This window comes from Microbispora catharanthi (genome assembly GCF_006334915.2).
Lineage (GTDB): Bacteria > Actinomycetota > Actinomycetes > Streptosporangiales > Streptosporangiaceae > Microbispora > Microbispora catharanthi.
In genome coordinates this window covers 332,497-353,527 of the sequence record NZ_VDMA02000002.1, presented here as the reverse complement: position 1 = coordinate 353,527, position 21,031 = coordinate 332,497, and the positions used below count along the sequence as shown (strand labels likewise).

General features: G+C 71.6%; 16 protein-coding genes. 13 read left to right on the top strand and 3 right to left on the bottom strand.

Annotated elements, in window-relative coordinates; translation table 11 throughout:
- The first annotated feature begins 226 nt into the window (after window positions 1-226).
- From FH610_RS04795 to FH610_RS04770, 6 genes are all read left to right on the top strand, one after another.
- Window positions 227-2,287: a DUF4082 domain-containing protein gene (locus tag FH610_RS04795; RefSeq protein WP_139573026.1), complete on the top strand. Its 2,061-nt coding sequence runs from the start codon at window positions 227-229 to the stop codon at window positions 2,285-2,287.
- A gap of 181 nt (window positions 2,288-2,468) precedes the next feature.
- Window positions 2,469-3,596, top strand: coding sequence for an ice-binding family protein (locus FH610_RS04790; protein ID WP_139573025.1), 1,128 nt, complete (start codon window positions 2,469-2,471; stop codon window positions 3,594-3,596).
- Between the two features lie 101 nt (window positions 3,597-3,697).
- A complete protein-coding gene (rffA, locus tag FH610_RS04785) occupies window positions 3,698-4,852 on the top strand; it encodes a dTDP-4-amino-4,6-dideoxygalactose transaminase (protein WP_240808765.1) in 1,155 nt (384 codons plus the stop codon).
- A gap of 113 nt (window positions 4,853-4,965) precedes the next feature.
- The gene (locus tag FH610_RS04780; protein WP_139573024.1) at window positions 4,966-5,448 is read left to right on the top strand and encodes a GtrA family protein; all 483 of its coding nucleotides are present in this window, start codon (window positions 4,966-4,968) and stop codon (window positions 5,446-5,448) included.
- Between the two features lie 19 nt (window positions 5,449-5,467).
- Window positions 5,468-6,166: a class I SAM-dependent methyltransferase gene (locus tag FH610_RS04775; RefSeq protein ID WP_139573023.1), complete on the top strand. Its 699-nt coding sequence runs from the start codon at window positions 5,468-5,470 to the stop codon at window positions 6,164-6,166.
- Between the two features lie 288 nt (window positions 6,167-6,454).
- Window positions 6,455-8,752, top strand: coding sequence for a hypothetical protein (locus FH610_RS04770; protein ID WP_139573022.1), 2,298 nt, complete (start codon window positions 6,455-6,457; stop codon window positions 8,750-8,752).
- Here the strand turns inward: FH610_RS04770 and FH610_RS04765 are convergent.
- A complete protein-coding gene (locus FH610_RS04765; protein WP_139573021.1) occupies window positions 8,719-9,453 on the bottom strand; it encodes a WbqC family protein in 735 nt (244 codons plus the stop codon). The genes FH610_RS04770 and FH610_RS04765 overlap by 34 nt on opposite strands.
- On the bottom strand, window positions 9,450-10,424 hold the full coding sequence (locus FH610_RS04760) for a glycosyltransferase family 2 protein (protein ID WP_139573020.1): 975 nt from the start codon (window positions 10,422-10,424) through the stop codon (window positions 9,450-9,452). Before FH610_RS04760 ends, FH610_RS04765 begins: the two co-directional genes overlap by 4 nt.
- 248 nt (window positions 10,425-10,672) lie before the next feature.
- Here FH610_RS04760 and FH610_RS04755 point away from each other — a divergent pair, with 248 nt between their 5' ends.
- Genes FH610_RS04755 through FH610_RS04740 form a run of 4 tightly spaced genes read left to right on the top strand, consistent with a single transcriptional unit; the run spans window position 10,673 to window position 14,562 of the window.
- Complete coding sequence (locus FH610_RS04755) at window positions 10,673-11,188, top strand: GNAT family N-acetyltransferase (protein ID WP_139573019.1); 516 nt, start codon at window positions 10,673-10,675, stop codon at window positions 11,186-11,188.
- A gap of 37 nt (window positions 11,189-11,225) precedes the next feature.
- Window positions 11,226-12,293, top strand: coding sequence for a glucose-1-phosphate thymidylyltransferase (locus FH610_RS04750; RefSeq protein WP_139573018.1), 1,068 nt, complete (start codon window positions 11,226-11,228; stop codon window positions 12,291-12,293).
- On the top strand, window positions 12,290-13,267 hold the full coding sequence (gene rfbB, locus FH610_RS04745; protein WP_139573017.1) for a dTDP-glucose 4,6-dehydratase: 978 nt from the start codon (window positions 12,290-12,292) through the stop codon (window positions 13,265-13,267). The genes FH610_RS04750 and rfbB overlap by 4 nt, the downstream gene beginning before the upstream one ends.
- 38 nt (window positions 13,268-13,305) lie before the next feature.
- The gene (locus FH610_RS04740) at window positions 13,306-14,562 is read left to right on the top strand and encodes a nucleotide sugar dehydrogenase (protein WP_139573016.1); all 1,257 of its coding nucleotides are present in this window, start codon (window positions 13,306-13,308) and stop codon (window positions 14,560-14,562) included.
- 94 nt (window positions 14,563-14,656) lie between these two features.
- Here FH610_RS04740 and FH610_RS04735 read toward each other — a convergent pair whose 3' ends face one another.
- Complete coding sequence (locus tag FH610_RS04735; RefSeq protein ID WP_240808764.1) at window positions 14,657-15,472, bottom strand: peptidoglycan recognition protein family protein; 816 nt, start codon at window positions 15,470-15,472, stop codon at window positions 14,657-14,659.
- A 469-nt stretch (window positions 15,473-15,941) separates the two neighbouring features.
- On the opposite strand from FH610_RS04735, the gene FH610_RS04730 reads away from it, so the two are divergent.
- The 3 genes from FH610_RS04730 (at window position 15,942) to FH610_RS04720 (ending at window position 21,027) form a co-directional block, all read left to right on the top strand.
- Window positions 15,942-17,297 (top strand): MFS transporter, encoded by a 1,356-nt coding sequence (locus FH610_RS04730; protein ID WP_139573015.1) that lies wholly within the window; start codon window positions 15,942-15,944, stop codon window positions 17,295-17,297.
- Window positions 17,298-17,533: 236 nt separating this feature from the next.
- Window positions 17,534-19,621, top strand: coding sequence for a molybdopterin oxidoreductase family protein (locus tag FH610_RS04725; RefSeq protein ID WP_167538683.1), 2,088 nt, complete (start codon window positions 17,534-17,536; stop codon window positions 19,619-19,621).
- A complete protein-coding gene (locus FH610_RS04720) occupies window positions 19,618-21,027 on the top strand; it encodes an FAD-dependent oxidoreductase (RefSeq protein WP_139573013.1) in 1,410 nt (469 codons plus the stop codon). Before FH610_RS04725 ends, FH610_RS04720 begins: the two co-directional genes overlap by 4 nt.
- Window positions 21,028-21,031: the final 4 nt, after the last annotated feature.

Below are 21,031 nucleotides of genomic sequence, written 5' to 3'. Positions count from 1 at the left end.
AAGGCCCTGGAGTACTATCCAACCCGAGCGGGCATTTCGTAGATCTTTTTCGCCCGCGCATAGATCCTCTTCATCGGCGAGGCAATCACCCATTCCGTGACGGCCTTCTTCGCGTCATCGTTTGCGCATCGCATCTGTCGGCTCCGCGAGTCGATTCGCATAGAAAGTCCGCTGCGACGCGCATGGTTATGTGGCATTCGTCCGGTTACGCGAGAAAGGTCGGAAAATGAATGGCAACGCGATGAAACGCGGGCGGGAGCCCGCCCCGCGGAAGACGGGTGGCGGACGCCGCGGCGGAACCGTCCGGCGCCGCCTCTCGGCCACCCTCACGGCTCTGCTCGCCGTCCTCGCACTGGGGGTCGCGATCCCCGGAGGCGCGAGCGCCGACCCGTCCCTGACCGTCGGCGACGCCGACACCTACGCGGTGCTGGCGGGGACGTCGGTGACGAACACGAACCTCACCTCGATCACCGGAGACCTCGGGGTGAGCCCGGGGACCACGGTGACCGGCTTCCCGCCGGGCACCGTGAGCGGCTCCATCCGGACCGGCGCCGCCGCCGCGGGTGCGAAGGCCGACGTGGTCGACGCGTACAACGCCATCGCCGCCATGTCCTCGGACGCCACGATCCCGCCCGCCCTCGGCGGGACGACCAGGACCCCCGGCGTCTACGACTCCAGCAGCGGCCCCTTCACGATCAACGGCACGCTCACGCTCGACGCGCAGGCCGACCCCGGCGCCGTCTTCGTCTTCCGGGGCTCCACCCTCACCGCCGCCGGGGTGAGCAACATCGCCCTGATCAACGGCGCCCAGGAAGACAACGTGTACTGGCAGCTCACGGGCACCGCGTCGCTGGGCACGTTCTGCACCTTCCGCGGGAACGTACTCGCCTCCGGCGCGGTGTCGGTGAGCTCGGGCGCCGCGGTGTACGGACGGCTGTTCTCGCTCAACAACACGATCGGCCTGCAGGGCACCACGAGCCCCCCGGCCACCCGCGTGACGGTGCCGAACAACCCGCCCACGACCACGACCCTGACCTCCTCGCTCAACCCGTCCGACACGGGTGACGCGGTGACCTTCACGGCCAACGTCCAGGCGCAGTCCGGGTCGATCGTCCCCGCGGGCTACGTGGCGTTCAAGGACGGGACGACGGTCATCGGCACCGACTACCACGACGACGGGCATCCCGCCAGGCTCACCACGTCGAGCCTCGCCGCCGGGCAGCACCGGATCACGGCCGTCTACCTCGGCGGCGACACCTTCAACGGCGAGGAGGTCATCCACTTCGCCCCGAGCACATCGCCGGAACTGGTGCAGAGCGTGTCCAGCGTCAGTCTGTGGAGCGACAGCGTGACCCCCGACCAGGCGTCACGGAACGATCCGCAGGCCGTGGTGGTCGGCGTGAAGTTCCAGCCGGCGGTGGACGGCGTGATCACGGGCATCCGGTTCTACAAGGGCCCGCAGAACACCGGGACCCACACCGGCAGCTTATGGACGGCCGGCGGCCAGAAGCTCGCCACCGTGACCTTCACGAACGAGACGGCCACCGGGTGGCAGCGGATGGACTTCCCCAACCCCGTCGCCATCAGCTCCGGCACCACGTACATCGCGTCGTACCACACCACGTCCGGCTTCTACGCGATGAACCGGCCGTACTTCGCCGTGCAGTACACCAACGGACCCCTGACCGCGCCCTCCGACAGCGCGTCGGGCGGCAACGGGGTGTACGCCTACAGCGCCACCGACACCTTCCCGACCAGCAGCTACCGGGCGTCGAACTACTGGGTCGACGTGATGTTCACTCCCTCGCAGACGCTCTGGGACAACACCGATACCCCCGCGGTCGCCAACCAGCCCGACGACCAGGACGCGGTGCTCGGCGTGAAGTTCACCTCCGCGACCGGCGGCCTGGTCACCGGCGTCCGGTTCTACAAGGGCCCGCAGAACACCGGGACCCACGTCGGCAGCCTGTGGACGGCCGGCGGCACGCAACTGGCGACCGCGACCTTCACGAACGAGACCGCCAGCGGGTGGCAGCAGGTCGACTTCCCCGATCCCGTTCCCATCACCGCGGGCACCACCTATGTCGTCTCGTACCACACCTCGGGGCGCTACTCGCTGACCAGGCCGTACTTCACCTCGCCGCGCAGCAACGGACCCCTGACCGCGCCCTCCGACAGCGCGTCGGGCGGCAACGGGGTGTACGCCTACAGCGCCACCGACACCTTCCCGGCCAGCAGCTTCCGCTCGTCGAACTACTGGGTCGACGTCGTGTTCCAGCAGGGCTGAACGGAACGGCCGGCGCCGGGCAAAGAACGGGCAACGAAACGCCTCCGCCCGGTGTCCGGCCGCGCCCCTGCCGGGTCCCTTACCCAATGCTTACCCGCGGGCAGGCCGCCGCGTCCCGCCGATCGACCCGTCCGGGCCGATCACGCGGCACGGCCGGATCCCGAGAAGGAGGAGTCCTCTCATGGCGGCAGTCGCCGGTCACCGCCGGTTTCTCCCACGCGGCGCCACCGCGGTGTGGTTGTACGCGGCCCTCGTCGCCGCCCTGATCGCGGGCGTCCTCGTCGTGATGGACGGCCGCGCGAGCGCGGACCAGCCCCCGGTCGACCTCGGCGCCGCCGAGCACACGGCGGTGCTGGCGGCGGGCACGGTCATCAGCGCGAACGCGACCCTGATCACCGGCGACGTCGACGTGAGCCCAGGCACCACCGTCACCGGTTTCCCGCCGGGCGTGGTCGAGGGGGAGATCCACACCGGTGACGCCGAGGCGGCGCAGGTGATGGCCGACGCGACCGCCGCGTACGACGACGTCTCCGATCGGGGCCCCTCCGTCACCGTGCCCGCCGAGCTCGGCGGAACCCGCAGGACCCCGGGCGTCTACGATTCTGCGGACGGGACGTTCCGCATCGACGGGACGCTCACCATCGACGCCGGGGGGAACCCGGACGCGGTCTTCATCTTCCGCGCGAGCACGCTGACCACGGCCAGGGTCAGCAACGTCATGCTCGTGGGCGGGGCACAGGCGGACAACATCTTCTGGCAGGCCACCGAGGGCGCCACCCTCGGGACCTACTCCACCTTCCGCGGCACCGTCCTGGCCCGCGGCTCGATCAAGGTCGCGGAGGGCGCCGTCGCCGACGGACGGACCCTCCTCCTCGACAACACGGTCACGATCGAGGGCACCACCGAGGCCGACAACGTCGGTGACGGCGCGAACGAGATCAACGCGGTCGTCCCGCCGCCGACCCGCGTCACGCTGCCGTTCCACCCCGCCACCACGACCGAGCTGACCTCCTCGCCGAACCCCTCCCAGGCGAAGTTCCCGGTCACGTTCACCGCGCGGGTGCGTCCCCGCAGCGGCACGCTGGTGCCCGCAGGAAGGGTGGTCTTCAAGGACGACGGCGTCGTCATCGGCTCGGGAATGCAGACCGGCGCCGACACGCCCGCCACGTTCACGACCTCGGCGCTGTCGGTGGGGGAGCACCACATCACCGCCGTCTACCTCGGCGGTCTCACGGCGCAGGCCGAGGCGTGGGTGCGCTTCGCACCCAGCACCTCGAACGAGGTGGTGCAGGTCGTCAACGCCAGGTAGCCCGGCCGGCCCCCGCCCCCGTCGTAAGGCTTGCGCCATGATTGGCCAACCACGCGCGGCGGCGGCGGGGCGGGGGTGCGGGGCCGTTGTTCACTACGGCGGTGAGCACAACCAGCCTGAAGGCTGTCCCCTTCAACCGGACCCACGTCGCGGACAACGAACTCGCCTACCTCTCTGAGGCGATACGCCGAGGGTCCACCTGCGGGGACGGGCCGTTCACCGAGCGGGCCGGCCGGCTCCTGTGCGAACTGACCGGCGCCGGCCACGCCCTGCTGACGACCTCGTGCACGCACGCCCTGGAGATGTCGGCGATCCTGCTGGACCTGCGGCCCGGCGACGAGGTCCTCATGCCGTCGTTCACGTTCGTGTCGACCGCCAACGCCTACGCCCTGCGCGGGGCGGTGCCGGTGTTCGTGGACAGCAGGCCCGACACCCTGAACATCGACGAACGCCTGATCGAGGCCGCGATCACCGAGCGGACCAGGGCCGTGGTGGTCGTCCACTACGCCGGGGTGGGCTGCGAGATGGACGCGATCGGCGCGGTGGCGCGCCGCCACGGCCTGGCCCTGATCGAGGACAACGCGCACGGGCTGGGCGGCTCCTACCGGGGGCGGCCCCTCGGGTCGTTCGGGTGCATGGCGGCGCAGAGCTTCCACGCGACGAAGAACGTGCAGTGCGGGGAGGGGGGCGCCCTGCTCGTCAACGACGCCGCCCTCGCCGCCCGCGCCGAGATCATCCGGGAGAAGGGCACGGACCGCAGCCGGTTCTTCCGGGGACAGGTCGACAAGTACCAGTGGGTCGACATCGGGTCGAGCTATCTGCCCTCGGACGTCCTGGCCGCCATGCTGACCGCCCAGCTGGAGTCGTTCGGCACGATTCAGCGGCTGCGCCAGGCGGTCTGGCGCGACTACCACGAGGGCCTGGCGGACTGGGCGGCCGAGAACGGGGTGGCGCAGCCGGCCGTTCCCGGCGACCGCGCGCATCCGGCGCACCTCTATCACCTGCTCCTGCCCGACCTGCGCAACCGGCAGGCGTTCATCGCCCACCTCGCGGCGCACGGCGTGCAGGCGGCGTTCCACTACCAGCCGCTGCACAGCTCCCCGGCCGGCCTGCGGCACGGCAGGACCGCCCCCGGCGGCTGCCCGGTCACCGAGAACGTCGCGGACCGGCTCGTACGGCTGCCGCTGTTCGCGGGTCTCGGCGAGGCCGGCGCGGCTCGTGTCGTCGACGTGGTGCGTGGCTACGAGGTGCGCTGACAGTGGGACGGAACGCCGCCGGGTTCGCCCCGAAATCCACGTCAGGGCACGCGCCGGGATCCACCCGGCGTCACGGCCCTGGTCCCGGTCCGCGTCACGATCGCCGGCCGGCCGTGCCCTTCGACGATCGGCGCGGCACGGACGCCGGAGGCCGCCCGCCTGCGGCGCGCCGTAATCTCGCGCGGCGGGTCCTGTCCGTGGCGCTCGACCGGCGGCGCGTGCTCTACCTGGGCGGCGGCGCGATGTCGGCCGTGGTCTACTACGCGATCCTCGGCGTCCAACTGGCCGCGCTCGGGCACCGGGTCCCTTACCTCATCCTGCTCGTGACCAGCCAGTTCGCCGCCTCGGTCGTCGTCTATCCGTGGTATCGGCTGATGGTCTTCCGCGTGTCCGGATCGTCCTGGGTGCTGGGCCACCTGCGGTTCTACGCCGTCGGGCTGGGCTTTCTCGCGGCGTCGGTCACGGGTGTTCCGCTCCTGGTGGAGCTCGCCGGGGTTCCGATCATGGTGGCGCAGGCGGTGGTCATCGTCGTGAACGTGCCGCTGAGCTATCTCGTGCACGGACTCTGGACGTTTCCGGCCCGCCGTAAGAACTGATCAACAGGGAAGGCTGCCCATGGAGGCCACTGACATCCGCCGTACGGTCGAGCTGGAGGACCGGCACTGGTGGTACCGGGAGCGGCGCGCCATGCTCGCCCGGGAGCTGCGGCGGCTCGGCCCGCCCGGCAGGGCACTCGACATCGGCGCCGCGGGCGGCGGCAACACGCGCGTGCTGGTCGCGCACGGGTGGGACGCGCTGGCGGCCGACTACTCCGAGACCGCGGTCGAGCTGGCCGTCCGGCGGGGCCTGCGGGCGATCCACGCCGACGCGTGCGACCTGCCGCTGCCCGGCGAGTCCTTCGACCTCGTGCTCGCGTTCGACGTGCTCGAGCACATCGAGGACGACCACACGGCCGCCCGTGAGCTGGTGCGCGTGCTGCGGCCGGGTGGTCGCGCGCTGATCACGGTCCCGTGCGACATGGCGCTGTGGTCGGCGCACGACGTGGCGTCCTTCCACTTCCGCAGGTACGCCCGGGAGGAGCTGACCGCCCTGCTACGCGGGGCCGGACTGGTCGTCGACCGCATGTGGAACTGGAACGTGCTGATGCGGCCGATCGTCGCCTGGCGCAGGAAGCGCACCAGCGGCTCCGACGTCACGGACGTGCCGCGCCTGGTCAACCTGGGTCTGGGCGCCGTGGTCGCGGCCGAGAGATATCTGCCCGTCAAATCGCTTCCGGGAGTCACCCTGGTCGTGCGGGCGCACCGTCCTTCGTGACGGAGGTTCGCGGGACGCCGGAAAGGCGATCCGCGATTTCCGCATTCGCCGCCGGTGAGCGGGACACCCGCAAAAGAATGTCCAGGATTCCGCCCGGGACGAGGTCGCGGGCGAATTCGCGGTGCCGCCGCCGCGAGAATCGCACGCATGGCTGACACCTCGCCTCGGGAAATCCCTGCGACGGGCCCGTCCCGATCGAATGGGAAAGCGCTGTTCGATTCGGTCGCGAGGAGCGCGACCGGGGGAGGTCCGCGGACCCGGAACCCGATTGAATCCCCGGAAGAATCGATGACCGGTGCGGCGATGAACGCCGCGCCGACGAACGGCGCACCGGCGCGGCGAACGCTGAGGAGATGGGCGCCGGCCGTCGTGGTGCTCGCGCTGACAGCGGTCGCGCTGAGCCGCTACGGCGTCCGCGTCTCCGACATGGCCCGTTTCTGCGGCTACGTCGTCGCCTGTCTCGCGGTGCCGGGAACGCTGCTGGTCCGGGCCCTCTACCGAGGTGACCGCTCCCGGGCCGAGGAGGTCGCGCTCGGCCTGGCCCTCGGATACGCGCTGGAGGTGTTCGCCTACGTCGCGGCCCGCGCCGTGGGGGCGCCGCTGCTCGTCCTCGCGTGGCCGGTCGCGACGTACGCCGCCTTCCTCCTCGTGCCCCGCCTGCGGCGGCACTGGAGGAGCGCCCCCGCCACGGCCCGCTCGCCGGTCTGGTGGTCCTGGTCGCTGGCCCTCGTCGTCGCCTATCTCGTGATCTGGAGCGCCGTCAACTTCTTCCGGACACAGGCCCTCACCTGGCCGGCGCTCGGGGCGTCCTACCCCGACATGCCCCTGCACCTGGCGTTCATCGGCGAGATGCGGCACCACGTGCCTCCGACGATGCCGATCGTCGCGGGGGAGTCCCTGCCATACCACTGGTTCGTCTACGCCCACTACGCCGCGGCGAGCTGGGTGACCGGCGTCGAGCCGCTGGTGCTGCTGTTCCGCCTCGGCATGCTGCCGATGATCGCGGCGCTCGTGGTCCTGCTGGGCATGGCCGCCCGGCGCGTGACCGGGTCGCGGGCCGCGGCGCTGATCGCCCTCGCCGCCGTCTTCCTCGTCGCGGCGCCCAACCTCTACCTCGGCTCGGTGGGCGGGGCTCTGGTCTGGAAGCCCGTGCAGTCGTGGTCGAGCCCGACTCAGACCTTCGGCGCGCTGCTGTTCGTCCCGGTCTTCCTCCTGCTGACCGATCTGCTGGAGAACCGGCGGCGGAATCCGCGGGAGTGGCTCCTGCTGGGGGTCTTCCTGGCGGCCGTCATGGGGGCCAAGGCGACCTACCTGCCCCTGCTGACAGCTGGCCTGGCGGCGGTGGCCGTCGTCGAGGCGGTGCGGCGCCGCCGCCCGCCGGGCCCGGCTCTGGCGGCTGTCGGCATGAGCGCCGCCTTCCTGATGTACGCCCAGTTCGTCCTGTACGGCGGGGTGCGCGGGGGGACGACGGTCGCCCCGCTGTCCCTCATGCGGGTGACCTGGGGCGGCGTGGTCGGCGACGGAGGGCCGCTCGAGGCGTCCGTGGCCGCGGTCTGCGGGCTCACCCTGCTGTGCGTCCTGTCCGGAGCCGTCGCCTGGTGCGGGACGCTCGGCCTGCTCAGCCGGCCCAGGACGCTCACGCGGCCCGCCGTCGTGCTGTCCCTCGGCCTGGGCCTGGCCGGGCTCGGCGTGGCGCTGCTCTTCGGGCATCCCGGTCTGTCGGAGATCTACTTCCTGCAGGCGCCCTATCCCTACCTGGCGATCGTCTCGGTCTACGGCCTCGTCGTCGTCACACGACGGTCGGGGACGTCGCCGCTGTCCATGGTGTGCGCCGCCGGCGCCGGAGCCGTCGCCGCCTACTGCGTCCGGATCCTGTGCGACGTCCGGGTCCCGCTGCCCGCGGGCGAGCCGCTCGGGGTGCTCGCCCTGCCGTACGCCGCCCTGCTGGTCTTCGTGGGGTTGACCGCGGTCGGGCTGGTGGCCGCGCGGCGCGGCGGGCCGCGCTCGTTCGCTCTCACGCTGGCCGTGACCTCGGCGTTCGCCGCGCCGGCCGCCTGGTTCACCCGGGTGCTTCCGGTGACCTACAAGGCCCCGGTGGTCGCGGCGGAGGACGCCGAGCGCGGGGCGCGGGCCGAGGCGATGCCGCAGGGCGTCGTCACCGCCGCACGGTGGCTGCGCGACCATTCCCGTCCCGGCGACGTCGTCGCCACGAACCTGCACTGCCGCCTCGGCGTCGACGGCCCCTGCGACAGCCGGGCGGCCTGGGTGTCGGCGCTGACCGAGCGGCGGATGCTCGTCGAGGGATGGGCGTATGCGACGGCGAACCTGGACCGGTGGAGTCCGGGCCAGGTGCTCTGGTATCTGCCGTTCTGGGACCGCGAGCGGCTCCGGGCGAACGAGGCGCTGTTCGCCGCGCCCTCGGCGCAGGCGGCCCGGTCGCTGCGGGACCGTTACGGGGTGCGCTGGCTGTTCGTGGACGAGCGGCTCACGGTCCCCGGCGCGAGGCTCGGAGACGTCGCCGCCCCGCGGTTCCGCGCCGGGGACTTCACCGTCTACGAGATCGCCGGCCCGGCCGTGGAGCGCTGAGCGCTCTTGAGACACTGCGCGCTCTTGAGATATCGGGCGGCGGCAGGCCCGGTGTTGAAGATCAGGTCGAGCACGCTGACGTGGTGGTCGAACGGCGGGTGCGCCTGCGGATACTCCGGATAGCCGGAGTAGTCGAACCACCGGACCCCGATCCCGGCCCGGTCGAACAGACTCTCGTCCAGGTACGCGCGGGCGGCCGGGCCGGTGAGGTACTCGTCGGCGCCCGCCTTGCGGCACAGGTCCACAAGACGCTCGGTCTTGGCGCCCGCCGCGCCGTAGTCCTCGGCGCTGCTGAGGGTCGCCGGGATGTCGAGCAGACCCAGCAATCCTTCCAGGAAGTGCCGGTTGATGTCCGACAGCCGGTCTCCCCGGCAGTCGAGGTAGAGCCGTTCGACCGCCGGTGCGACCTCCTCGAAGCAGGGGGCCTTGCGGTAGGTCTGCGCGAGCAGGAGCCAGTGCGCGCGGGGCCACTCCATGTCGCTCGCGACCACCTCGTTGATCAGGCGGCTGCGCGGGCCCCGCCGTACCGGGATCGACAGCCACTTCGGGCCGGCCGCCGTCTTGATCAGGTTGCGGTTGCGCCAGTCCCTGTCGGTGTACTGCACGTCGTCGAACAGGATGAACTCGTCGACGTGCGCGATCAGGTCGAAGTACCCCTTCCAGGGGATGTAGTTCGACTGCACGATGGCGACCCGCTTCACGCGCTCCACCCCTCAGGCCCGCCCGTCACCGTCATCGGCTGCGCCGCACCGCTCTCCACCCGGGTGCGGACGATGTAGGTGGGGCGTCCCATCCTCTCGACGTGGATCCTGCCGAGGTACTCCCCGATGATGCCCAGCGCGATCATCTGGGCGGACGCGAACAACGCGATCATCGACGCGGTCGAGGTGAAGCCCTTGACCGTGCTGTCGCCCGACCAGTATGTCCACAGGAAGACCGTCAGCAGGACGATGCCGAACGCCCCGGTCAGCAGGCCGAAATAGGTCACCAGGCGCAGCGGGAGCGTGCTGTATCCGACGAACACGCCGATCGCGTGGCGGACGAGCATCGCGGGCGTGTAGTTGGAGCGGCCGACGAGCCGGCTCTGCATCCGCACCTCTACGGTGCCGACCCGGGTGGTCGCCCAGGAGAAGGCGATGTCGATCTGCGTGTGCGGACCCCCGACGCCGTCCAGCGACTCCCGCAGGAAACTCCGGAAGGCGCGGAACGCGGAGATGTCCGCGCCGTTTTCCGCGCCGAACCGCCCGGAAAGGCCAGACTTCAGCGATTTGGAGGCGAAATCGCGGATTCGCCCGTGGGTTCCGCCGCTCGGCACTCCGTACACGATGTCGAGGTCGGGCCCCAGGCCCGCCAGGAGCCGGGGAATCTCCTCCGGCGGATGCTGCAGGTCGTCGTCCATCGTCACCATGACCTCGTAACGCGCGCATCGGATGCCCGCGACCAGGGCGTTGTGCTGCCCGTAGTTGCGGGCCAGCAGCACGGCGCGGACGCTGTCGTGCCGCTCGACGAGGCCCTGGGCCACCTCCCACGTGTCGTCGGGCGAGCCGTCCACGACGAGCACGACCTCGAAGAGGTTCGCGGCGGCGGGCAGAACGGCGAGAAGGCGTTCCACCAGGGCCGGCAGCGTCCGGGCGGATCGGTAACAGGGGATCACAACGGATACGTTGGTCATGGCGTCATTGTGATGAGCGGCTGTCGGCCTCCTCATGTCGCACATCCGAATTTGCGGGATATTGAGAAACCCGATCCGCACCTTTCACGCTCGTTCGCAATGTGGCCCGCCGGGTCCGCGCGGATCCGCGCATAGCATTGGCGACTGGCGGGCGGCCGAACGGAATTCCGCGGCCCCGCCGGGGAGAAAAGGCGCGGGACGATTCCGTTCCCTCTGCGCGGCTCCCGCATGCCCGATGAGGGGAGATCATGGACGTCACATTGAGGCCGGTCCGCGAGGCGGACCTCGACGTTTTCGAAGCGGAACGGGCGACGCCCGAGGCGCGGGGCGAATTCCAGTGGTACGGATATCGCCACTCCGGGGCACTGCGCCGTCAGTTCGCGGACAACGGCCTGCTCGGCGACGACTACGGGCGGCTGGCCATCGACTCCGGCGGGGACACCGCCGGATGGGTGGCCTGGTGGAAGACGGCCTGGGGACCCGAGACGACGTGCTGGTGCTGGGCGATCGGAATCTGCGTCTTCACGGGCTTCCGCAACCGCGGCATCGGCACCGAGGCGCAGCGCCTGCTGGCGGACTACCTGTTCGCGCACACCCGGGCCGAGCGCCTCCAGTGCTTCACCGACGTGGCCAACATCGGCGAGCAGCGCGCGGTGGAGAAGATCGGGTTCGTGCGTGAGGGAGTCCTGCGGCGAGCCCAGTGGCGCGACGGCGGCTGGCACGACCAGGTCCTCTACTCGCTGCTCCGCGGTGAGCCGCGATGAGCCGCCCACCGGATATCGGGGAAGGACGCGAACAGCGGTGAAGGCACTCGTCCTGGCGGGCGGCAAGGGCACGAGGCTGCGCCCGCTGACCCATACCTCGGCCAAGCAGCTCGTCCCGGTCGCCAACAAGCCGGTGCTCTTCTACGGGCTGGAGGCGATCAGGGACGCCGGCATCACCGACGTCGGGATCATCGTCGGCGACACGGGCCGGGAGGTCCGCGAGGCCGTCGGCGACGGCTCGGCGTTCGGGCTCGACGTCACCTACATCCCCCAGGAGGCGCCGCTCGGGCTGGCTCACTGCGTCCTCGTCGCGCGGGAGTTCCTGGCCGGCGACCCGTTCGTCATGTACCTGGGCGACAACTTCCTGGTCGGCGGCATCCGCGGCCTCGTCGACGCCTTCCGCGCCGAGGAGTGCGACGCCCGCATCCTGCTCACCCGGGTGGCCGAGCCGCAGTTCTACGGCGTGGCCGAGCTCGGCCCGGACGGGGAGATCGTCGCGCTGGAGGAGAAGCCCGAGCACCCGCGCAGCGACCTGGCGATCGTCGGGGTCTACACGTTCTCCCCGGCCATCCACGAGGCCGTCCGCGCGATCAGGCCGTCCGCGCGGGGCGAGCTGGAGATCACCGACGCGATCAAGTGGCTCATCGACACCGGGCACCGCGTGCGGTCGCACTTCGTCACCGGCTACTGGCGCGACACCGGCCGCCTCCAGGACATGCTGGAGTGCAACCGCATCGTGCTGGAGGCGGTCGAGCCCGACGTCGCGGGGACCGTGGACGGGCTGTCGGAGGTGAGCGGGCGCGTGGTGATCGCCCCCGGCGCCGTGGTCGAGGGCTCGGTCATCCGCGGCCCGGCGGTGATCGGCGCCGACACCAAGATCATCGGGTCGTACGTCGGGCCGTACACCTCGATCGGCGAGGGCTGCGTGATCGAGGACGCCGAGGTGGACTACAGCATCGTGCTCGCCGACTCGGCCATCCGCGGCGTCCGCGGCATGACCCACTCGCTGATCGGCCGCAACGCGGAGGTCACGAAGGCGACCGGGGTGCCCAACGCCTACCAGCTCATGATCGGAGACCACAGCAAGGTGCAGGTTCGCGCATGAAGCTCCTCGTCGCCGGCGCGGCCGGCTTCATCGGCTCCCACTACGTCCGCTCGCTGCTGTCGGGCGCCTACCCCGGATATGAGGACGCCCGGGTCACGGTGCTGGACACGCTCACCTACGCCGGCAACCCGGCCAATCTCGCCCCCGTGGAGAGCGACCCCGCCTTCACGTTCGCGTACGGCGACGTGTGCGACGCGGAGCTGCTGCGCGAGCTGGTCCCCGGACACGACGTGGTGGTGAACTTCGCCGCCGAGACCCACGTCGACCGCTCGATCACCGGTGCGGGCGACTTCGTGACGACCAACGTGCTGGGCACGCAGCGGCTGCTGCAGGCCGCTCTGGAGGCGGACGTCCGCACGTTCGTCCAGGTGTCCACCGACGAGGTGTACGGCTCGATCGACGAGGGGACGTGGACGGAGGCGGAGCCGCTGCTGCCGAACTCGCCCTACTCGGCCGCCAAGGCCGGGGCCGACCTGCTCTGCCGCGCCTACCACCGCACGTACGGACTGGACGTCCGGGTGACCCGGTGCTCCAACAACTACGGGCCGTACCAGTACCCGGAGAAGGTCGTCCCGCTGTTCGTCACCAACCTGATCGACGGGCGGCCCGTGCCCCTGTACGGCGACGGGCGCAACGTGCGGGAGTGGCTGCACGTGGACGACCACTGCCGGGGCATCCAGCTCGTGCTGGACAAGGGAGAGCCCGGCGAGGTCTACAACATCGGCGGCGGGGTCGAGCTGAGCAACCTCGACCTCACCCGCCGCATCCTCGACGCCTTCGGCGCGGGATGGGAGATGGTCGAGCAGGTGCCCGACAGGCCGGGGCACGACCGGCGCTACGCGCTGGACAGCGGCAAGATCCGGGCGATCGGCTACGCGCCCCGGGTGGACTTCGACGAGGGACTCGCCGGCGTCGTGCGCTGGTACCGGGACCACCAGGACTGGTGGCGCCCGCTCGTGAACCGCCGCGGCTGAGACGGCACATCGTGACAGACAAGGGACGGGGGTCCTTGATGGAGAAGCTGGTCGTGGTGGGGCAGGGCTACGTCGGCCTGCCGCTGGCCGTGCGCGCCGTGCACGCCGGGTTCGACGTGGTGGGCGTCGAGGTGGACGAGTGGCGGGTCAAGCGTCTCAACGCCGCCCAGTCGTACGTCGAGGACATCGGCGACGACGCGCTCGCGGCGGCGCACGCGACGGGTCGTTACCGGGCCAGCGCGGACTACGCCGACGCCGAGGGCTTCGACGTCTGCGTGATCACCGTGCCGACGCCGCTGACCGACGGCGTGCCCGACCTCAGCCACATCGCGGCGGCCGGCCGGTCGCTCGCCCCGCGCCTGCGGGCGGGCGCGACCGTGGTGCTGGAGTCGACCACCTATCCGGGGACGACGGAGGAGTACCTGCGCCCGATCCTGGAGGAGGGATCGGGCCTGCGCGCCCCCGGCGACTTCCACCTCGGCTACAGCCCCGAGCGGATCGACCCCGGCAACGCGCGGTGGCGCCTGGAGAACACGCCGAAGGTCGTCTCCGGCCTCGACGCCGCCGCCCTCGCGCGGGTCCGCGCCTTCTACGAGGCCGTCGTCGAGCGGGTCGTCCCGGTGTCCTCGCCGCAGGTGGCCGAGTTGTGCAAGCTCCTGGAGAACACCTTCAGGCACGTCAACATCGCCCTGGTCAACGAGCTGTCGGTCTTCGCCGGGCAGCTCGGCATCGACGTGTGGGAGGCCATCGACGCCGCCTCCACCAAGCCGTTCGGCTACATGCGCTTCACCCCGGGGCCCGGCGTCGGCGGCCACTGCCTGCCGATCGACCCGTCGTACCTGTCCTGGAAGGTCAAGCGCAGCCTGGGGCACAACTTCCGGTTCGTGGAGCTGGCCAACGACGTCAACGACCACATGCCCGCGCACGTCGTCGACCGGCTGGTGCTGGCGCTGAACGACCGGCGCAAGGCCCTGAACGGCAGCCGGGTGCTCCTGCTCGGCCTGTCGTACAAGAAGAACACCGGCGACTGCCGCGAGTCCCCGGCGCTCGAGGTGGCCAGGCACCTGCGCAAGCTGGGCGCGGACGTGCGTGCGGCCGATCCGCACGTCGACCTCGCCCTCGTGCCCGAGGGCGTGGCGATCGCCGAGGCGTCGCCGCGGGAGATCGCGGCGGCCGACGCCGTCGTGGTCCTCACCGACCACGACTGTTTCGACTACGCCCTGGTCCAGCGCGAGAGCGCCTTCGTGTTCGACACGCGCAACCGCTGCCGGGGGCCGAACGTCGAGCGGATCTGACGCAAGGCGCCACTCGGGCGGTCCCCTCTCGGAGGGGACCGCCCGTGCCGCTTGAGTAGGGCCGTTTCAGCGAGGCCGTTTGAGTAGGGCCGTTTCAGCGGGACAGGTCGTGCGGGCCGACGGCGGGACCGTGCTCCAACGGCAGGTCGCCGATGAGAGCGGCCCCCTCGTACGGACCGTCGGGCAGCGCCAGCCGCGGCGGCGGGGGCTCGGCCCGCCCGTCCCCGCGCCCGCCCAGGCGGCGCGCGACGTCGTCGCGCAACCGAGGCAGGTACGCGTAGAGGCGGTCGCCGGGGCAGGCGGTCCTGTTGAGGTCACGGTGTCCGACGATGGCCTCGTGCGGGTCGAGCTCGTAGGCGTCGCACAGCCAGGCCAGCAGGGCGGTCAGCGCGGACAGCTGGCGGTCCGAGGGCAGGCAGGACGTGTACGTCCCCTCGGTCTCGATGCCCAGCGTGTGGTCGTTGTGGTCGGCGGCCTGCGCGCCCATCACGTGCTTGCCCGCCTCGACGGCCGGCAGCGAGCGGTTGCGGCCCTCCATGACGTATCCGCCCCGGCTGACGGTGAACTGCTCGCCGATGTCCTCCCAGCCGTTGTGCTTCATGTGGTAGCGCTGGATCGTCCGCGACAGCCGGAAGGCCGCATCGAGGTCGGTCGCGCCCGTGTTCGCCGTCGCCGTGTGGTGGACGACGAGCCGGTCGGGCGCACGGTCGAGCACCTCGGCCTTGCTCCTGGGCGGATCGGCCTTCCAGTCGGACCGGGTGTACACACGCGGCCGCCGCGGGCGGTTCCCGGCCCAGACGGGCGTGGCCGTGGCGACGAGCCCGCCCTGCGCGGTCAGCATCGCCGCGGGCAGGCACGCCGACCAGAGGAGCCCCGTCGAAAGAAACGCGCGGCGCGAGACCGCTGGCATCCGTCCTCCCCGAGTGCGCGGGGCCCTCGGGGGCCCTCGTACGGCGGGAGGCGGCATCGATATCCCCTTTCCCCGCCGCGATATTCCTGCGAGCGGAAAACCGGTCACATGTCAACCGAAATGTCCGCGCCATGCCACAGCGGAAAATGCCGTAGTCCGGTCATGGAATGGCACTACTGCGATCGCGGGAATTTCCCGAAATACCCGCGTACGGGTCGCGGTGGGGCTGCTGACCTTGTGTGACGGCGACCGGCCGGGGACGGCACGAAGGACGACACACGGATGAAACGCGGGCCGCGTGAGGGGCGCGCCCGTGTTAACTCGATGTTGCGTCCGTTATGCGTGTGGATTGCATGTTTCGCGGGTGCGGCACATGTAACGGCCGCACGGTCACGCATGGTCAAAGTGCGTAACGCGCTCTTCCTAGCTTCTGTTACCGGCCCCAGCTGATGAGGACGCAGGAGGAACGATGACGGCGACGCAGGCGGCGACACACGGGAAGGGCCGCTGGATCGGTGACTGGCGACCGGACGATCCCGCTTTCTGGGAGAGCACCGGCAAGAAGGTGGCCCGGCGGAACCTGGCGTTCTCGATCCTGGCCGAGCATCTGGGCTTCACGCTGTGGACCGTCTGGAGCATCGTCGCGGTCAAGCTCGGCGCCTACAAGTTCTCCACCGACCAGCTGTTCTGGATCGTCTCGCTGCCCAACCTCGTGGGCTCCGCGCTGCGCATCCCCTACACCTTCGCGCCCGCCCGGTTCGGCGGCCGGAACTGGACGGTGGTCAGCGCGACGCTGCTGCTGGTGCCCGCCGTCCTGCTCGCGGTGGCGGTGAACGACCCGGGCACGCCCTACTGGGCCTTCCTGCTGATCGCGGCGACGGCCGGGCTCGGCGGCGGAAACTTCGCCTCCAGCATGGCCAACATCACCTACTTCTACCCCCAGAACAGGCAGGGCGCCGCCCTCGGCCTGAACGCGGCCGGCGGCAACATCGGCGTCAGCTCCGTGCAGTTGCTGATGCCGCTGGTCATCGCCGGGTTCGGGCTGGCCGCGGCCGGGTTGTTCTGGGTGCCCTTCGTCCTGGCCGCCGCCGCCGGGGCGTACTTCTGCATGGACAACCTCACCTCGGCCAAGGCCGAGCCGAGGGAGATGGCCAAGGCGGCCGGCCGGGCGCAGACCTGGATCATGTCGGTCCTCTACATCGGCACGTTCGGCTCGTTCATCGGCTACTCGACCGCGTTCCCGCTGCTCATCAAGTCGCAGTTCCCCGAGCACGCCTCGCTCACCTCGCTGGCGTTCCTCGGCCCGCTGGTCGGGTCGCTCATCCGGCCGGTCGGCGGCTGGCTGGCGGACCGCCTCGGCGGCGCCTCGGTGACGTTCTGGAACTTCGCCGCGATGATCGCCTCGGTCCTGCTCGTCTGGCGGGCCATGTCGGCCCACAGCATCGTGCTGTTCTTCGCCGCGTTCATGCTGCTGATCGGCACCGCGGGCGTCGGCAACGGCTCCACGTACCGGATGATCCCGGCGATCTTCCGGGCGAAGGCGGTGGCCGGCGTCGAGCACGGCACCCCCGCGTACGAGGAGGCGCTGGCGACCGGCAAGCGCGACGCCTCGGCGGCCATCGGGTTCATCTCCGCGGTGGGCGCCTTCGGCGGGTTCTTCATCAACCGCGGGTTCGGCAGCTCCATATCCGCCACCGGCGGCGCGGGGGCGGCGCTGGTGGCCTTCGCCGCCTTCTACGCCGTCTGCTTCGCGCTCACCTGGTTCTGCTACATGCGCACCCTCGGAGCGAAGTCGGCGCCGAGCCTGGCGGCCGCCCGGGTCTGAGACGCGGCCTTTCGCGGGCGCCCACGCGGCGCCCGCCTTTTCCGGGCTCATGACTCACAAGCGGCGACAGCACAAGTGAGCTTTCGAGACGACGGGGTCTCTCACACGCGGCGCTCGCCGAAGTTAGCGCGGTTGGCGCCTTGTAGCACAGCGGTAACAGAAGGGACCCAGCGGTGAAACCGCCTGTCAGCACCATCGGATCCATGCCGATCTCACTGCACGCTCCCGGTCCTGTGATGTCACAGGCCTCCGCGGGCACCGCCGTGGGCTCCGCCACGCACTGCCCGTACTGCGCGCTCCAGTGCGGCATGTACGTCGCGAAGGGCGAGATCAGTCCACGGGAGGACATCCCGGCCAACGCCGGCGGCCTGTGCCAGAAGGGCTGGACGGCGGCCGAGCTGCTGACCTCGCCGGAACGGCTCACCGCCCCGCTGCTGCACGGCAGCCCGGTGAGCTGGGACGAGGCGCTCGACTACGTCGCCGCCCGGATCGAGGCCATCGGGGCCGCGCACGGACCGGACGCCGTGGCGGTGTTCGGCGGCGGCGGGCTGACCAACGAGAAGGCCTACCAGCTCGGCAAGTTCGCCAGGGTCGCGCTGCGGACCAGCCAGATCGACTACAACGGCAGGTTCTGCATGTCCTCGGCGGCGGCCGCGGTCAACCGGGCCTTCGGCATGGACCGGGGGCTGCCGTTCCCCATCACCGACATCGCCCGCGCCGACGCCGTCCTGCTCGCCGGGGGCAACGTCGCCGAGACCATGCCCCCCTTCGTGCGCCACCTGATCGCGATGCGGTCCGGAGGCGGCCGGCTCGTCGTCGTCGACCCGCGCCTCACCCAGACCGCCAAGATGGCCGACCTGCACCTGCAGGTCACCCCGGGCACCGACCTCGCGCTCGCGCTCGGCCTGCTGCACATCGCGATCGCCGAAGGGTACGCCGACCTGGACTACCTGGCCGCCCGCACGACCGGCTTCGAGGAGGTGTGCACCTCGGTGTCGGCCTGGTGGCCCGAGCGGGTGGAGCGCGTCACCGGCGTCCCGGTCGCGCGGATGCGCGAGGCCGTACGGATCCTCGGCGAGGCCGAGCGCGCGATGGTGCTGACCGGCCGGGGCGCCGAGCAGCACGCCAAGGGCACCGACACGGTCACGGCGTTCGTCAACCTGGCGCTCACCCTCGGGCTGCCCGGCCGTGAGGGCTCCGGCTACGGCTGCGTGACCGGCCAGGGCAACGGCCAGGGCGGCAGGGAGCACGGCCAGAAGGCCGACCAGCTTCCCGGCTACCGCAAGATCGACGACCCGGCGGCGCGGGCGCACGTCGCGGCCGTGTGGGGGATCGACCCGGCCGACCTGCCCGGCCCCGGCCGGTCCGCGTACGAGCTGCTGGACGCCCTCGGCACGGCGGAGGGACCGAGGGCGCTGCTGCTGTTCGGCTCCAACCCCGTCGTCTCCGCGCCGCGCGCCGGGCACGTCGCCCGGCGGCTGGACGCGCTCGACCTGCTCGTGGTCTCCGACTTCGTGCTGTCGGAGACCGCGGCCATGGCCGACGTCGTGCTCCCCACGACCCAGTGGGCGGAGGAGGCGGGCACGATGACCAACCTGGAGGGCCGGGTCCTGCTGCGCCGCCAGGCCGCCGCGCCGCCGCCGGGCGCGCGCAGCGACCTGGAGATCCTGCGGGGCCTCGCCGAGCGGCTCGGCTGCGGCGAGAAGTTCCCCGCCGACCCGCGCACGGTCTTCGACGAGCTGCGCCGGGCCTCCGCCGGGGGCGTCGCCGACTACTCCGGCATCACCTACGAGCGCATCGCGGCCGAGACCGGCGTGTTCTGGCCGTGTCCGGAGACGGCGGGGGAGCCACACCCGGGAACGCCGCGGCCGTTCCTCGACGGCTTCGCCACCCCGGACGGCCGGGCCCGCCTGGTGCCGGTGGACCACCGCCCGCCCGCCGAGGACGTGGACGAGGAGTTCCCGCTCTACCTGACGTCGGGGCGGGTGCTCGCCCACTACCAGTCGGGGGCGCAGACGCGCCGCATCCGCCCGCTCACGCAGGCGTCGCCCGAGGTGTTCGTGGAGCTGCACCCGGACCTCGCCGAGCGGCTCGGCGTCGCCCCCGGCGACCGCGTCCGGGTGCGCAGCCGCCGGGGCGCCGCCGAGGGCGTGGCGCGCGTGAACGCCTCGATCCGGCCGGACACGCTGTTCATGCCGTTCCACTGGGAGGGCGTCAACCTGCTCACCAACCCGGCGCTCGACCCCACGTCGCGGATGCCGGAGTTCAAGGTCTGCGCCGCCGCGATCGAGCGGTGCGCCGAAGACGGGGAGCGTGTCGCGTGAGGCTCGTCGTGGTGGGGAACGGGATGGCGGGCTCGCGCCTGGTGAGCGAGGTCCGCGCCCGGGACAAGGACGCGAAGATCACGGTGTTCGGCGCCGAGGCGTGGCAGCCGTACAACCGGGTCCTGCTGTCGAACGTGGTGGCCGGCACGTCGAGCCCGGACCAGGTCCGGCTCCTCGACCCCCGCTGGTACGCCGACCACGGCGTGACCGTCCGCCTCGGCGTCGAGGTCACCGCGATCGACCGGGACTGCCAGACGGTGGTCGCCGCCGACGGGACGCGCGAGCCGTACGACGTGCTCGTGCTGGCCACGGGCAGCGAGCCGGTCGTCCCGCCGATCCCCGGCGTGGAGCGGGCGACGGCGTTCCGCACGCTGGACGACTGCGAGCGGATCAGGGAGGCCGCCGCGAGCGCGCGCAGCGCGGTCGTGGTCGGCGGCGGGCTGCTCGGCATCGAGGCGGCGCGGGGCCTGGCGGGCCGGGGCGTCCCGGTGACGCTGCTGCACCTGGCCGGGCACCTGATGGAGCGCCAGCTCGACGAGGAGGCCGGGCTCATCCTCCGCGAGACGCTCGGCGCGCTCGGCGTCGCCATCCGCACGGGCATCACCGTGAGCGCGATCCGGGAGCGGCACGTGGAGCTGGCCGGCGGTGAGCTGATCGATGCCGACCTGGTCGTGCTGGCCTGCGGCGTGCGCCCGGTCGTCGGGCTCGCCCGCGACGCGGGGCTGGAGGTCGAGCGCGGCGTCGTCGTGGACGACGAGTTGCGCACCGACGACCCGTCGATCTTCGCGATCGGGGAGTGCGCCCAGCACGCCGGCCGCGTCTACGGACTGGTCGCCCCCGGCTGGGAGCAGGCGTCGGTCGTGGCCGACCTCGTCACCGGCGCCGACAAGGGCGCGCGTTACCGGGGCTCGCGGCTGGTCACCCGGCTGAAGGCCAGGAGCGTGGAGCTCGCGGCGATGGGGGAGACCCAGCTGACGGAGGACGAGGCGGAGATCGTCCGCTTCTCCCACCGGCACAACGGCACCTACCGCAAACTCGTCATCCGGGACGGCCGGCTGGTCGGCGCGATCCTGCTGGGCGAGACCTCCGCGGTGGGCACGCTGACCCAGCTCTTCGACCGGGGAGGTCCCCTGCCCGGCGACCGCACCGGGCTGCTGTTCCCCGATCTCGCGGGCGTGGGCGGCGCCGCGGTGGCCGACAGCCCCACCCGGATGCCGGACTCGGCCCGGGTCTGCCAGTGCAACAACGTGACGAAGGGCCAGATCAGGGCGTGCTGGGAATCCGGCGCGCGGAACGTGGAGGCCGTGGCCACCGCGACGAGGGCCACCACCGGTTGCGGGAGCTGCCGCGACGCGGTCGAGGGCATCGTCGGCTGGCTGTGTGAGCAGGAAGGCGTGAGCGCATGAAGGA

Coding starts and splice junctions, on each gene's coding strand:
- FH610_RS04725 (WP_167538683.1), top strand. CDS start 17,534: ATGTCACAGGCCTCCGCGGGCACCGCCGTGGGCTCCGCCACGCACTGC.
- FH610_RS04760 (WP_139573020.1), bottom strand. CDS start 10,424: ATGACCAACGTATCCGTTGTGATCCCCTGTTACCGATCCGCCCGGACG.
- FH610_RS04775 (WP_139573023.1), top strand. CDS start 5,468: ATGGAGGCCACTGACATCCGCCGTACGGTCGAGCTGGAGGACCGGCAC.
- FH610_RS04740 (WP_139573016.1), top strand. CDS start 13,306: ATGGAGAAGCTGGTCGTGGTGGGGCAGGGCTACGTCGGCCTGCCGCTG.
- FH610_RS04735 (WP_240808764.1), bottom strand. CDS start 15,472: ATGCCAGCGGTCTCGCGCCGCGCGTTTCTTTCGACGGGGCTCCTCTGG.
- FH610_RS04730 (WP_139573015.1), top strand. CDS start 15,942: ATGACGGCGACGCAGGCGGCGACACACGGGAAGGGCCGCTGGATCGGT.
- FH610_RS04755 (WP_139573019.1), top strand. CDS start 10,673: ATGGACGTCACATTGAGGCCGGTCCGCGAGGCGGACCTCGACGTTTTC.
- FH610_RS04795 (WP_139573026.1), top strand. CDS start 227: ATGAATGGCAACGCGATGAAACGCGGGCGGGAGCCCGCCCCGCGGAAG.
- rfbB (WP_139573017.1), top strand. CDS start 12,290: ATGAAGCTCCTCGTCGCCGGCGCGGCCGGCTTCATCGGCTCCCACTAC.
- FH610_RS04770 (WP_139573022.1), top strand. CDS start 6,455: ATGACCGGTGCGGCGATGAACGCCGCGCCGACGAACGGCGCACCGGCG.
- FH610_RS04790 (WP_139573025.1), top strand. CDS start 2,469: ATGGCGGCAGTCGCCGGTCACCGCCGGTTTCTCCCACGCGGCGCCACC.